General features: G+C 53.5%; 20 protein-coding genes. All 20 read right to left on the reverse strand.

Annotated elements, in window-relative coordinates; translation table 11 throughout:
• Nucleotides 1-31 precede the first annotated feature (31 nt).
• The 20 genes from DWV16_RS15930 to DWV16_RS16025 all read right to left on the reverse strand — a co-directional run bounded on the left by DWV16_RS15930 (nucleotide 32) and on the right by DWV16_RS16025 (nucleotide 13,401).
• Nucleotides 32-319, reverse strand: coding sequence for a hypothetical protein (locus DWV16_RS15930; protein WP_066452706.1), 288 nt, complete (start codon nucleotides 317-319; stop codon nucleotides 32-34).
• A 4-nt stretch (nucleotides 320-323) separates the two neighbouring features.
• Entirely contained in the window at nucleotides 324-1,118 is a 795-nt protein-coding gene (locus tag DWV16_RS15935) for a glycoside hydrolase family 25 protein (RefSeq protein WP_158572943.1), read from the reverse strand.
• A complete protein-coding gene (locus DWV16_RS15940; protein WP_066453678.1) occupies nucleotides 1,111-1,404 on the reverse strand; it encodes a hypothetical protein in 294 nt (97 codons plus the stop codon). The genes DWV16_RS15935 and DWV16_RS15940 overlap by 8 nt, the downstream gene beginning before the upstream one ends.
• An 11-nt stretch (nucleotides 1,405-1,415) precedes the next feature.
• A complete protein-coding gene (locus DWV16_RS15945; protein ID WP_118480238.1) occupies nucleotides 1,416-1,901 on the reverse strand; it encodes a carbohydrate-binding protein in 486 nt (161 codons plus the stop codon).
• Complete coding sequence (locus DWV16_RS15950; RefSeq protein WP_118480240.1) at nucleotides 1,898-2,158, reverse strand: hypothetical protein; 261 nt, start codon at nucleotides 2,156-2,158, stop codon at nucleotides 1,898-1,900. The genes DWV16_RS15945 and DWV16_RS15950 overlap by 4 nt, the downstream gene beginning before the upstream one ends.
• Nucleotides 2,155-2,478, reverse strand: a complete 324-nt coding sequence (locus DWV16_RS15955) for a hypothetical protein (RefSeq protein ID WP_118480242.1) — start codon at nucleotides 2,476-2,478, stop codon at nucleotides 2,155-2,157. Before DWV16_RS15955 ends, DWV16_RS15950 begins: the two co-directional genes overlap by 4 nt.
• A gap of 12 nt (nucleotides 2,479-2,490) precedes the next feature.
• On the reverse strand, nucleotides 2,491-3,975 hold the full coding sequence (locus tag DWV16_RS15960) for a WD40 repeat domain-containing protein (protein WP_118480244.1): 1,485 nt from the start codon (nucleotides 3,973-3,975) through the stop codon (nucleotides 2,491-2,493).
• On the reverse strand, nucleotides 3,975-4,826 hold the full coding sequence (locus tag DWV16_RS15965) for a phage tail protein (RefSeq protein WP_118480246.1): 852 nt from the start codon (nucleotides 4,824-4,826) through the stop codon (nucleotides 3,975-3,977). Before DWV16_RS15965 ends, DWV16_RS15960 begins: the two co-directional genes overlap by 1 nt.
• Before the next feature lies 1 nt (nucleotide 4,827).
• Nucleotides 4,828-5,409, reverse strand: coding sequence for a phage tail protein I (locus DWV16_RS15970; protein ID WP_118480248.1), 582 nt, complete (start codon nucleotides 5,407-5,409; stop codon nucleotides 4,828-4,830).
• Nucleotides 5,409-6,509, reverse strand: coding sequence for a baseplate J/gp47 family protein (locus DWV16_RS15975; RefSeq protein ID WP_118480250.1), 1,101 nt, complete (start codon nucleotides 6,507-6,509; stop codon nucleotides 5,409-5,411). The genes DWV16_RS15970 and DWV16_RS15975 overlap by 1 nt, the downstream gene beginning before the upstream one ends.
• Nucleotides 6,506-6,796, reverse strand: a complete 291-nt coding sequence (locus tag DWV16_RS15980; RefSeq protein WP_118480252.1) for a GPW/gp25 family protein — start codon at nucleotides 6,794-6,796, stop codon at nucleotides 6,506-6,508. The genes DWV16_RS15975 and DWV16_RS15980 overlap by 4 nt, the downstream gene beginning before the upstream one ends.
• On the reverse strand, nucleotides 6,793-7,347 hold the full coding sequence (locus tag DWV16_RS15985; protein ID WP_118480254.1) for a hypothetical protein: 555 nt from the start codon (nucleotides 7,345-7,347) through the stop codon (nucleotides 6,793-6,795). Before DWV16_RS15985 ends, DWV16_RS15980 begins: the two co-directional genes overlap by 4 nt.
• 2 nt (nucleotides 7,348-7,349) lie before the next feature.
• Nucleotides 7,350-7,532, reverse strand: a complete 183-nt coding sequence (locus tag DWV16_RS15990) for a hypothetical protein (RefSeq protein ID WP_118480256.1) — start codon at nucleotides 7,530-7,532, stop codon at nucleotides 7,350-7,352.
• 51 nt (nucleotides 7,533-7,583) lie between these two features.
• Nucleotides 7,584-8,495, reverse strand: a complete 912-nt coding sequence (locus tag DWV16_RS15995; RefSeq protein WP_118480258.1) for a phage late control D family protein — start codon at nucleotides 8,493-8,495, stop codon at nucleotides 7,584-7,586.
• 4 nt (nucleotides 8,496-8,499) lie between these two features.
• Nucleotides 8,500-8,715 carry a tail protein X gene (locus DWV16_RS16000; protein WP_243007349.1) on the reverse strand — a complete coding sequence of 72 codons (216 nt, stop codon included), beginning with the start codon at nucleotides 8,713-8,715 and terminating at the stop codon, nucleotides 8,500-8,502.
• Nucleotides 8,706-10,352, reverse strand: a complete 1,647-nt coding sequence (locus DWV16_RS16005; protein ID WP_118480260.1) for a hypothetical protein — start codon at nucleotides 10,350-10,352, stop codon at nucleotides 8,706-8,708. Before DWV16_RS16005 ends, DWV16_RS16000 begins: the two co-directional genes overlap by 10 nt.
• A 139-nt stretch (nucleotides 10,353-10,491) precedes the next feature.
• Nucleotides 10,492-10,926: a hypothetical protein gene (locus tag DWV16_RS16010; RefSeq protein ID WP_118480262.1), complete on the reverse strand. Its 435-nt coding sequence runs from the start codon at nucleotides 10,924-10,926 to the stop codon at nucleotides 10,492-10,494.
• 13 nt (nucleotides 10,927-10,939) lie between these two features.
• On the reverse strand, nucleotides 10,940-11,455 hold the full coding sequence (locus tag DWV16_RS16015; protein ID WP_118480264.1) for a phage major tail tube protein: 516 nt from the start codon (nucleotides 11,453-11,455) through the stop codon (nucleotides 10,940-10,942).
• Nucleotides 11,452-12,879, reverse strand: coding sequence for a phage tail sheath protein (locus DWV16_RS16020; protein ID WP_118480266.1), 1,428 nt, complete (start codon nucleotides 12,877-12,879; stop codon nucleotides 11,452-11,454). The genes DWV16_RS16015 and DWV16_RS16020 overlap by 4 nt, the downstream gene beginning before the upstream one ends.
• A gap of 6 nt (nucleotides 12,880-12,885) precedes the next feature.
• Entirely contained in the window at nucleotides 12,886-13,401 is a 516-nt protein-coding gene (locus tag DWV16_RS16025; RefSeq protein ID WP_147349482.1) for a hypothetical protein, read from the reverse strand.
• Between the last annotated feature and the right edge of the window lie 7 nt (nucleotides 13,402-13,408).

Genomic DNA, 13,408 nt, shown 5'->3' on the forward strand with positions numbered 1-13,408 from the left:
CCAGCCGAAATAACCGGTTGGTCCGTCTTTGTTATTTGATAAATGTATTTGCCGCCAGCAGGCCGACGATCGCCCATTGCAGGATGATCCCCACAACCTGGTCCCAGCGTTTTGCAGGCTTGTCCTTTAGCTCCTTAACGTCGCTCTTGACCTCTGCCAGCGTTGCCATAATCGTCTGGTAGTCTTTTCGACTGCCCGCCGCATCGATTTTTAGCTCCTCAAAACGATTGTAAAACTCTCTATGTGTGTTTTGATTGCGCAAGCTGTCCTTTTCCAACGCATCCACCCGTTTCTCAAGCTGGCAGTTTTCGCACGACATCGGCTCACCCCTTATACTTATTCATAAGCATCTGTAAATCAGATATCAGGCCGTTATAATCGGCCTGGATCGCGTCCCGCTCGGCCACTACGGATTCGTATAGCGCCGCATAGTCCGGCCCGTCCTGCGGCCTCTGTGCGCCCCAGCCATTACGCCCTGCCCGTTTGATGATCGCCGGATAATCCTGATAGGCATAGTCAAGGTCAACATCTCCAGATATCCCATCAATCTTGCCCCACCAGCTGTATTGCCAGATTCCTCCACTCACCATCGGCTTGTCCGTGTTGACATGAGCAACCCACCGATCATATGCCCTCATCCGGTCTGGGTGAGCGCTCAGCAACAGCGACATGGGAGAGGCGGACATATAGAGCACCGCATAGTATCCCGCCGCCTCCGCCGCTTTCATCCATGCGTCGATAATGTCCATCTGCAAAGACAGCGGCAGAGCCGGAATACCTGCCTTTGCGTTACCAACCTGCCGCTCATCCTCAAAATCAAAGGCAACCGGATACTCCGGCTTTAACCCCTTGATGGTCGACAAAAAATGCTCCGCCTCTTTTTTCACTTCGTCAACAGTCAGCGCATAACTGTAATGATAGATGCCGTAAGGCACTCCAGCGGCGACAGCGCAGTCGATATTTCTGGCCCATCTGGTATCAATGCCGGATTTCCCGTTATGCGGATAGGTTGCAGTCGCCCGGATAAGCGCAAAATCAACGGCTTTTGCCACCTTAGGCCAATCGATTATGCCTTGCGCATAGGATACGTCGATCCCGCGCGCCACAACGTCAGCCATTGCCGCCACCAATCCGCTTGATCCCATCGTAGGCGCCGCTGGCCGCCGTGGCGATCAGCACAGCGTTAAGCAGGTCAAGCGCCGCCATCGACGGCGTGAGCGCCCCCGTGAAGCCCTGCGCCGCCAGCAGCACCACAAGGGCCACAAGGTAGGCAAGCAGCTGCGTCGGGATATGTACGAGACTGTCCAGCCAGTTCTTAATAAACTGGGTAATTACGCCGGTGCAGGCCATGCACCCCGCAAAGGTTGCGATATATTCCCATGTGAAAAACTCTTTAAAATCCATCTTGATCCTCCTTATACAGTCTCGGGTGTGTAAAGTGTAAAATACTGTCCCACCAGCTCATGCGGCAGATATTGCAGGGTGATCTTGTCGCCCGGAGCCGCCCCGCTGCGCTCGCAGAGATAGATGTTGCCGTCCTCGCCGTCGAGGTAGTACAGGCCGTAGGTATACTCCATGCCGCGTGTTGCCGGGACGGGATCATCCACAGTCCCCGCGTGCGTCTCGTCGATCACCGTCCAGAGTGCGGGAGTCGCGTCAGGCTCCCAGCTCTCTTGCGATGTATGCGGGGCCGTACACTTATAGAGCCTGTCCGGGTGTGTGCGTCCGCGCACCTTACTCTGGGGATGCTTGCTGTCTGTCATCCCGTCATAGTAATTGACCGCATCCGGCGACCAGACCGGGTAGGATGCAGGCTGCGCAACCGCCACATCATCCGGCGCAAACATGGCCTGTTTTTCCATATTCCGACGAAAATTAATTGCCTGATCTCGTGTCATCATGCCGGTACACCTCCTGTGATGATCTGCTCGTTTTCCTCTGCCTGCCGTAACTGCTCCTGTAGGGCGGCAAGTGCTGGATCAACCGCTCCCGCCCGGATCGCATTGGCCTGCTCCTGGGTAAACCAGCTCAATTGCGCAACCAGATTGTGCGTCTCGTTAAAACTGCCCGGCTCTGCCCCGGTGCCATCAAGCTGCGCGTCGGTGATACCGCCGCCCGCGTACAGCGCGGCGATCGTGTCATAGGTATATGTCCTCATTGGCTCTGCACCTCCATCAATTGCAAGTCTCGGTCGGTGATCTCCTTTTCTGCGGCCATCAGTGCAAGGTCGGAATTTGTGATCTCCTGTTCCAATGTCCGGCGCGTTTCGTCAAGCTGCCGCTGCCCATTTTGGTAGATGGTCAGCGCGGGCCGGGCCAGCCTCGTAACCGAGAGGATCAGTCCATCTTCAGCTACCGAACCAACCACTATGCGAAAGTTTTCGAGGTCGAAATCCGTGTCATGGTGGCAGTTTGCCCCCTCAAAATGATCAACGGATTTTTTGACAATTTCGCTGCGCGAATCGTATTGATAATACACTTCTCATCCCTCCTATAACACACGGGGGTAAATATCCGCCTCTTTTGCAGTCCCTTCCAAGACGACACCAGAAAGCAATCCATTATAACCGCCGTCGCTTATCAAGTGACCGTTTTCAACTTTTTTAGCATATATGGTTTTAGATGAGGTTGCGATAAACAGAACATCATTCACCATACAAAGCCTTCCAAAAAATCCGATTTGATTATCCGTGTCAGAGAGAGACAACCCAGCTTCTGAAAATGTCCACACCTGTATCGATAGCCCTCCACCCCATGTAACTAAGTATTGATTGTCCTTTGTAAATGCCGCATAGTGATATCCGCTATCAAAGCCTGTTTTTGTGAATAGCAGCGTAACTGTTCCCGCAGAGATCTTTAGTATTTTTAGCGTCTCCCCCTCATATCCAGTAAAAGCAAATACATATTTACCGTCTGGGCTGAAACCTACTTCTCGCGTGGTATTTGTCGTACCGCCAATCGTACTGGAGCTGTCATCTTTGTACAGCTGGGTACAGTTAAAATTGTCATCATAGGAGTAAATGCGAACACCATTGCGAACTGTGACCGCAATGTAAGGGTCTACAGGTGATGGGCACATGCGTTTTGCGCCATCGGAATTACTTGCGGAGAAAGAACGATTTGCAATTGCTGTTACTCCAGAGTCCGTTATCTGGTAAAATCTAAGATAAAAAGAGCTGCCTGATGACGACCCACTACTGCACACAACTAAAACATGTGAGTCGTATAAAAAACCAACACTTCTTATTTCAGCTGACGTATTTAGCGATAGTTTCTGTTTAAATAATTGAGATAACCCGTTCTCAACTGGATGAAAGCATGTAAATGTATAGTTTGCAGCAGATGTACTACCCGAATTAAATATAGGTATTACATATTTTTTATCACTGGATACGGCAATAGCATCAGGCGTATCATCAGGTGCGCTGTCTATAAGACCTCTTGTTGGCGGATAATTGGCTACGTCATACATGGCGATATAGGGGCTCGCATTCATTGCAATAAATAAAAATGCCTCTACGAAGCTGAACTGCACCCACTGAACACCGTCCCATGCAAAAGCTTCTGCGGGTTTCAGGCTTCCTCCCAGCCGATATTTGACGCTCGGCCACGGGTATTTGATATCCGCAATTTCCTCTGTGTATCCAGTCTGCCATTCTGGAATTGTCTCCGGCTGATGCAAAAACGCAAAGGGCAGTTTCCCGCCCGATGTGGTCTTTTTTGGCTGCGTTATCGACTCATATCCAGCTCCCGCATCCGGCAGCTTGAAGATCAGGTATCCGTCCGTGTAGTTCAGGCGGATCGCGTCGTCCATGACAACGTGTGTAATCTGCGCGGCCTCGTCAGCCGTCAGCTTGACCCACACGTGCCCAACCGCTTTCGCAGTCGGCTGCTCCGGCTGAACAGACAGCGGGAAGTTTAAGATATCAAAGGCTTTTCCGCCGCCTTTTTGACCGTGAAAATATCCTCTTGCCATTATCGGATCACCTCCAATTGCAAGGCCAAATCGACCTCTGGCTTATCCTCAAAGCAGACAAACGTGATTGATCCGTTTGCCGTGCTGTCCTCGCTGACCATGCTCCACGCCTCCTGCTGCGCGATCTTCTGGTCGTTCGTCCCGCTGTACACTGCGGTGTAGTGCGGCGTATCCGTTACGAGGATTCCGGAGACGTTAACCGTCTGCGTGTAAGGTGCCGCTGCACCTTGCCAGCCTGCGGCGGGGAGTGTGGTAGTATAGGTTGCGGTTTCGGCTTTGCCATTCCACGTCTGCCGTTCGGTTGCCGATATGTGCCTCACCTCATCCGTTAAATGCGTATTTATTGCAGATTTTTCAGCCGCTGTCGTATGGATATCCATATTCTCGACATGCGCGTTAAAATCCTGGAGCGGCGCCCATTGAGCTGATGGATTAATGGTAATAGTGACGGCGATCTGATCAACGACCTCCACATACAGCTGGATCGTCATATCCTTACCTGCTCCAGAGGAAGGCGCAACCTTGTCTGAAAGCGGCTGCTTTGATGCGACCATCATTGTTCCATCCGCCAAAAATACGCCCGCCTCGCGCACCTGAAAACCTCCGACGCTCGAAGGAATCGACGCGGTAATGATAACCCGTTTTGCGTTTCCCGGATCGCGAGACACGACGCACTCTCCACGCCATTTTTCTCCACGCAGCGCCGTTTGATCCTTTGCAGGTTCGTAATAACTGCCGCCGCCATCACCAACGGCCAGATATTTAAAGGTTACAGTCGCTCCGGTCGCAAGCGCGGCCGCAACTGCGGCGTCACAGGCATTGGTCGTTAAAGTCATATAAGTCTCTGCCATATCAATCCACACTCCCCATTGGATAGACGGTCACTGTCTCACTCTGGATACTGGCTGCCGCAAGCGCGATTTTTGCCGATCCCACCAGAATCAGCCGTATCTCATCCAAGATTGACCGCAGATTTTTTGCTACATTTACAAGCTGCTCGGCACGCAAGATATCGGCCTCTCCCGCTCCACGATCGATGCAGTAAACCTCAACCTTGAAGTGATACGGACTGCCGCCATAATCAAACCACTCGGTCACTTTTCCCTGATCGCCAAATACCGCTGCGATTATCTGCTCCACCGCATATACGGTCCCTTTATACCGATGGATCGTTGGGCTGTCCAAAATCATCCTCCGCTTTTCGATGTCGCTGGCCGTCGCATCGTAACCATCGACATGGTACTGCCAGGCCAACTCATCCAGCACCTCTCCAGACAGCTCGCTAATGCGAGGGTAGATGAGCAGGCTCACCATTTTTTCGTCAATCTCCCTCCAGAGCGGTTCGAGCGCATAGCAGGTCGCTTGTGTCACAAGATCTCTTTGCATATAAGCGGTCTGCAGTGCAAGCAAATCCAGATCCTTTAACCTCATCATCAGAGCAGACCTCCATATGTCACCGTCACAGTGCCTGCAACCGCCACCTCCTGCGGCTGCAACTCGGTGTAGGCCGGCTCGGTAATATCGATCCGGTATCCGCCTGCAATCAGGATCGCTTTGCGCAGATCATCCGGATTTAAGTTCCCGCCGAGCTGTGCTTTTTGTGCGCCGATAAAATCGTTTATGGCGGCATCGACGGCCGTTTTGATTTTTGCCTCATTGGTCGCGTCAGCACTGTTGATGTAATAGCTCAGCGTAATGTTGTAGCTCTTTTGTGTCGCCCCCTGAGCCTGCACGTGATCAGTAAGCGGCCTGCGTTTTTTGGCTGAGGTTGCACTTAAAACGCTATCGAGGATTTCTTGCGAGGGCGTGTCCGCGTTTTGCATGAGCACGTAAAGAGTTATTTCGCTGTCCGCATTACTGACCGCCTCAACATCCACAATCACGGGCGATGATCCTCGCGCCCAATATTCATAACCCTCCTTCGACCCGCAGGTTGAGATCGACTCCCACATCATCGGGATTCGCTCCCGATAATGAGCGTCCGATTCAACGTCCGATCCGCCGACGCTGGTAGTGATATTGGTCACACTGTCGATATTCCCAACCAGGTTGACGTCAACAATATTTTGGATCTGTCCCGGTAAAAATCCATTGTATTTGCTCCCGGCCTCCTCGGCAATCGCTCCAACCTCAACGGCCGTATCGCCCGCCTCAATAACCGCATCCTCCAGCACGATAAAATTGAGCTGTCCGTCCGGCGTCACCCGGACACCGGACGGAATCGTAACATCAAACGACAAGGCCGCCATCAGCTGAAATTTGAGCTTTACAGTTGCATACTTCGCGGCAAGCCTCGGCACGTCAAATTGACCGCCGTATTCATCCAGCAGCTCCCCGTCCATGTAGCGCAGCAGATTTCGGTTGGCCGTATAATTGAGCTCCTCGATGAGATCTGCCCATACCTGCACCTGCTGCGCCAAAAAAATGTAGTGCTCGTCTCCGGGCATCAGTGTTTCGCCCGTTTTTTCTTCGTATCGGGCAATCACCTCTGCAAGTTTTTTTTCGGGGTCCGCAACATCAATAAAGCGGATCATGCAAGCACCACCTCAATTTTGATTTCGCCGGATTCGTCCGGCGTGCAGGTAACATTTTGGACGTTTGCCCGCGGTTCGTACCGCGCGATCAGCTGCCAAACCTCCACAGACAGCTCCGCCATTGCTTCCGGCGTCGGACGATCGATGACGTCAGCTGGCAGGCCCATCGTTCGATGATACGCCACCTCATACCGAAATGTATTGATCAGGTTGCGCACATTCTGCGCGATCCGGTCTTTGCCTTTGGCGTACCAGTCAATTTGTTCGACGCTCGATACAACGATCATCTCATAAACGCCCCCATCCCGGCATTCTCGCGTTTGAGATCCGATTTTTCCGCGGCGGTTGGCATGCTATATGCATTATTGATTGATATCGCCGAGTTTCTACTGGATGTGCCGGCCGCCGCAGCGGCTGCCGGCTGAACACCTGGCGGCGGTGACTCGAGAAAGTCCAGCGACAGCTCCACAATTCCCAACACCGGATTCCTACCCGATCGAAGCACCTCTATAACCTTTTCCTTGCAGCTCGTCAGGAGGAATTTATTGACGCTGACCGCCTTCCCGCAGATAATCAGCGGATAAGCTTTCCCGGCATCCTTGATTGACATCCAGGACTCAACCTCCGACTGCACATTTACCCCCAGTGCCGCATTGAGATAAAGTGTCATGGACACTTTCAGGGCGCTCGGCGATTTTACCTTTGTTGCCGGTTTCTTCCCCTGCGTAGCCTCCTCGCTGGTTGTGCTCAGCGTCCCGCTGATCGACAGGTCGGTAAAGGTCAGTATCCTATTGGATCCCACCTCAAAAACCTTCGATCCAAATTTTCCGACCTGCATAATCAGCCCTCCAAAATTCCGACGATCCAGCCGTCACGGTATGCGCTGCCCGGAAAGATACAGAGCACCCGATCCCCTACCTGCGGCGGCAGCTCCTCCCATTTTTTTGCCTCGAAATCAATCTGCAACCGGTAGGCGCTGAGCAGAGCCGGTATTTCGGCTGATTTGTTTCCCGCAACGTTCACACGATAACGCCCTCCTGCAGACGTAAGCACTGTCCCCTCAACCGTCATGCGCTATCCCTCCAAGCACTTATGCAGCGTAAATGTACTGATCTGCTCCGCAAAGTCGTGTGTTGCCAGCTCCACAAAATAACGACCGTCACTCAAGCCCATTCCGGAGATCTCCAGCACGTTTCCGCCGGTAATTGAGATGTCGAGCAGGACCGAGATTCGCCCAACCGTCTCCCGCTTGTTACTGTAGCGTAGCAGGTTTTTTGCAAAGCGCTGCGCCTCTCCAATCGAGCTGACCGGAACATCCGTCACGACCAGCTCCGGCCCTAAAAATCTGGGAGCGGTAACGGTCGCCCCTATCGCTCCCCAGCTGACCGTGCAGCTGCTGTATGTTTTTCCGGCTGTATTATCAAAAACTGGAGGCGAGCAGAAAAGCGACGGATCAATCCGTTTTGCGGCCGGCTGCCCCTCCATATAGACATCACTATATAGCACCAATTTATTGTCGGTGATCTTCATGGTACAGCCCTCCAGACGGGCGCGCTCCTGCAGAAAGCCAAAGTCCCCCCGTCCAACCTGATCCACGCGGGCATAAGGGATTGCCTGCACGCCATAAAAGGATGCACTCAATCCATAGATCGCGGCCTTTTCCGCCGCTAGTGTGAGCAGGTTGATATTTTCCCAGGTCTTTGAGCGCCTGGTTTTTCCATCCGGAGGGATACTCACCGCTCCGAGCGCCAATCGATCCCCATCCTGCCGAATCTGATCGATCCACATAAGGCCGGACCGATATCCGTCCTGCTCAATATCCAGAGTATCCCCCTTTCGCGGATTCCATCCGCTCCATTGGCCTTCGCTGTCAACAAACACGGCCTCGATTGCATCCACCTGATCGCCGCAGCTGTCGCTTACGTTGAGCACCGCGATCTCGACATCGGCCGCGATATCCTTGCCGTTATAGATCACCTTTGCCATAGCCTTACCTCTTCCACGGCGGCAGGGTCGCGGGCGCGGACTCCTGCAGATATGGTATCCGCAAGGTCACGCCCGCGTCGAACACTAAGACATCCGCATACTGTGGGTTCGCCTGGATAATCTCCACCGCCTTAAATTCGTTATTGTAGGCGTCAAGCGCAAGAATGTCGAAGGTGTCGCCCTGCATTGTTACATAGTCAAAACCATCCGTTACTCCCAAGCCAAACGCCCCCTGTCGGTAAAAAAGTCCTCGATCATCTGCCGCATCTCGGCATAGCCTTTTCGCAGCAGTTGCTGTATCCGGCCCTCCGAATCACCCTCGGTATGGATGACCGGCGCATAGGTAAAGCTGATCTTGCGATCATCCTCGTCGGCGTTATAGACATTGTTTACGCCGAGCAGCTGCGCCGTGCGCTGTAGGAGCCCCAAACTGCGGGGATTGCCTGGCTTGATCGGGATTGCCGCTTCCAAGCCATCTTCGCCGAAGATCGCCGGCCGACTTGAGAATCCGCCTTTTGCATAAAGCCCATAGTATTCGCGGGTGTCCTCAATCCCCTCGGCGGCAACCTCTACATTGCGACCGCTCCAAGCGGCTGCAATCTTACCGGCCAGGTCGGCAATAGGCCCCGCAAAGCTCGCGATCAGATCGCAGATTGGAGTAAGGATTGAGCTTACCAGGCTAAGCGCCGGCGCAAGAACCATACTAAATACGCTGGCGAGTGAGGACACCAACGGCACGACTGCCTGCAGGAGTGAGGAGAGCGGCGGCAAAATCAGCTGAACCAAGTTCATGAAGGTTGGGATCAGCGGCTCGACGGCCTGTACGACCGCCCGGACAACATCCACAACAATCGGGATGATCATCTGCCCCAGCTCTAAGAGTGGAGGCATGAGCATCGACAGCAAATCACCAAACACCGGCATGAGGTCCATGATCAGAGGCATGAATGCGACCGCCATGTTGCCAAGCTCCCCGACAAACTGCCCGATAGCGGCCGTATCGAGGCTCAGAATAAATTTATTGGCCTCTTTCATGGCTGCTGCAAGGGCAGGCATCATGTTTGACATGATCTCGCCGGAGGTCTGCTGCAGGTTTGCCTTGAGGAGTTTTTGCTGATTTGCAAAACTGTCGCTCGTATCCGCAAAATCCCCCTGTGCATCGGATGTCACCGAGAGCAGGTAATTATATCGCAACGCCGCCTGTTCTGCTTGCGTCATTGCGCTGTAAGACGTTTGGATTCCCTGGCTGAGTGCATATGCCTCCATATTGGCAACGCTCATGTTGATTCCGAGCTGCTTGAGCGGCTCGGTTTCTCCGGAGATTCCCGACCGGATTTTTTCAAAGGCTTCGTCGCCGGTCAAGTTGTAAAAGCTGGCCATATCTCCGGAGAGCGCCGCCAAATTTTGGGACATGATGAGCGTTTCGTCGCCCGTTAGCCCCATGGATTTGAGCATCGCGCCCATCGTGGAGCTGTATTTTTTCGCCTCAAGTGACGTAAGGCCGTAGGCCTCCAGCGATCTCGCGGCAAAATCGTCGATAACCGCCGAACTTTCGACAAAGGTTTTGTCTACGACGTTTTGCACCTCTTGCAGATCACTCGCATAACCGAGGCCCGCTGCGCCCATCGCGCCAAAGGCAACCGCAGCAGCGGTCGCCAATGCCAGAACCGTCGTGCCGACGCCTTTTGCAAGGCCGATTGCGCCGTTTTTGATACCATTTCCGAGCGATTTCCAATGCTTTCCGATTGCTCCGGATGCCTTCGCGCTCTCACTGGACGCCTTCATCAGCGCTTTTTGCAGTGACGGATCAATCGATCCCGCCAGCGTGATCATGGCGCGCAGCTCTTTTCCTTTCATCCCCTCACCTGCCTTTCCCGCTCCTCATGGATTGCTTGCAGCTCAAAACTCACGGCGTCGTACAGCTCAAACAGATCCGTAAGGGGCATATTTGCCAGCACATCGATACTGTTCGCCGTGCTCATGGTGAGCTGTACGATTATTCGTCGGATTCGAGCAGGTCCCCCAATTCCCTCTGGCCCGGATCCGTATTGAGTAAAAAAGCGCGCGCCAGCCCGGTCGCAAGATTGGCGTCGCTCCCCGACATGCGCAGGATGTCCGACAAGGCGATTTTTGGCATTTTTTTCTTGACCGCCTTGTGGAAAAGGCAAAGCTGATAGTCGTAATCAAACGCCGGGATCATGACCGTGCTGCCAACCTGCTTTAGATACTTCGAGACCTCATGCAGATCTTTTGCCGTGAGCGATTCAAAGTCATAGCAGAGCTTATCGTATTCCTGACCGTTCGCCTTGAGCGGGATCTGCAGCTTGAGTACATTTTCGTCCGAAATCTCCTCGCCGGGGACGTCAAGCCCCTCGGGATCGTCACCAAATTCGCCAATCGCCGGCGATGCCATCAAATTATCTTCGTTCATGATTTTGCTCCTCTCATCTCAGGGTGCGGCGGACAGTGGCCATCAGGTCCTTTCCGCCGACGCGAAACACATTTGCAATCTGATCCACCAATAATGTCTCCTCCCCGTCAACGATCTCCCGATATCGGACGACCGAGTATTCGATCGTCTCATCCCTTGTACTGCCCGGCTCGCCCTTGCCGTTACTGATCTTTGTCGTATGCCCGCGCATAAAGATTTTTGTACCGGCCACAAAGAGCGCGCCATCGGTCGATCGGCAATCATTGACAAAGCGGACCTCAAGATCAACGTTGTCCCCGACAAAATATTTTTTGTCGCTTCCGGCCGCACGCAGCGAGATCGACGCGGTCATCGGACTCACCTGTCCGGAAATCGGGAGCGCGAATGCTCCCATGATTCCAGCGCCCTTAATTTCGGACGTTGGCCGCTCGACATCCGAAAAGGTTACGCTGGTAACGTTCGTGCTCTCATGGCCGTTTGCCTCAACGACCATCGAGCCGACCGCACCTATAATCACTTTCTGACTCATTCTTCGCCACCTCCGAACATGGTAGTCAGGCCGTCAGCCGTCCAACGGACTTTTGTCGTGATATTTTTGCCCGGCACCGGATTGCTGACAACCGTGCTAAATACAAAATTCCCGAGCACCATATCGTCCAGGGAGTTTTCCGCCTCCTCAAAGGAGATCTCACCTGAGAGCAGCGCGCCATACTCAATCATACTGTCGAGCGTCGCCTGAAAATCGTTGAGGATGGTATCCTTGCGCGCCCGGCGCATGGGCTTGTCTACCTCATTCCCGTAGCGGCGCTGGAAAAGGTTCATTACGTAATGCACCATACGCACATTGCAGTCGAACACATCCCGCCGATCCATCTCCTGATCATGGACAAAGGCCGCCGTATGCGGTCCCCACATGCGCCAGCTCCCCTCCCAGTAGATTGCCGTATCGATCCCGGCAGCGTTGAGCCGATTCGCCTCGGTCTGATCGTACTGTATCGCGGACCCATCCGCCAGACAAAGGGAGTCGATATCCACCCTTTTATTGGACGGCGTTTCAAAGGGCATATTGTCGTTTGCCAGATCTACCCACTGCATCGTGACCGTATTGAGCGTACTCAAGTGGTAAGCGCGGTTGTTTTTCTTTGCCATCGGCCACAGGAGGGACGCTGAGCTCGCCTCCACGTCGTATGCTTCCTTTGCTGTTATCGCTGCATCGATCGTCTTTGCCGTCTTGCAGTCGAGATCCGCATTGACATAGGCGTACCAGTGTCCATTGATCTTCTCAGCGGCGGCAACCAGCGCCTCATAAACGGTTTTCTCTGCGCTCCACCCCGGAGAGCAGAGAATTGTCGGCACCTCCCGCAGATCATAGTAAACGCGCCGTAGCCCTGCCGCCAAAGCACCAACAATATCCGCAGCGTCCACCGCAGTCGGATCCACCTCGTAATAGGTAGCCTCAGCGGATTCGAGCCCTCCCTTGAGGTCGCGGATCAGGATGCTCAGACCATCCGAAGCATACTCCGCAGCGTAATCTGTCCCGGCCACTTTTCCGGAGATCTCCAGCGTGGAGAGGATCGCCTTGCTCGTAATAATGGAGGCTTTGCGCTTGCTGAAATTTATGGTCGCGCTTTTCTGCGACGCGCTTTTGCCGGTTTCCGGGTCAAGCGCATTGATCACGACAATTGGGCCGACGCTCTGCACGTTATTTTTAAAATGCGCGTAGACTGCCTCGCAAAGCTCAAAATCCGTCCAATTGTCCGTGTAACCGATCTGCTTGACCGCATCATTAAAGCTGTTCAGCAGCAGCGGCGCATTGGTTTTTCCCGCGTAATCCGCCAGCTGATGCACCGGCGCGCGGCCAACATAGACCGGAATCGTGCCGACGCCGGGCGGCGACACATAATCCCGCGTACTCTCTGGATCGGCATATGCGCCATGTCTGTACTCGCTCATGGATAATCACTCCTTTTTATATCTGGTTTGCGGATACGCCGCTCCCGTCATGTTAAATCTTATCTGACCATACCAATACGGCCAGGGCTGCGTCTCGTAAGTCTGCACGGATACCGGTGACGATATCTGCCAAAAATTATCAATAACCTGATTTCTCATCAGCGCCATTGAAATATGATCCAGGACGGTCAACAAAGTGATATATCCGTCAAAATTCATTTCTGTCTGCAGCTTGCCTCCATCGTCCGTTTGATGTCCGGGATCGTAAATGATCGCAGTGATGGTCATCTGCAGCTCAGACTCGTCATCGTCAAACGACCCCTGCGAAACACCCACAAGGAGAGCGGGAACCCGGATCACTGTCGAATCCGGCAAAATGCTGCCCGGCGGAATCATCCCTATATGCGCGCATGGATTTGTAAGCGTATAGCTCCTGATCCGATCATCCTCCGATGGAAGCTGCAACTCCATCCCTGCGGCGACGTCAGTCAGCCATTTTTGCACATCCTGGAGCGCTGTCACAACCGAT

The organism is Anaerotruncus sp. AF02-27, from assembly GCF_003465835.1.
Taxonomy (GTDB): domain Bacteria; phylum Bacillota; class Clostridia; order Oscillospirales; family Ruminococcaceae; genus Anaerotruncus; species Anaerotruncus rubiinfantis.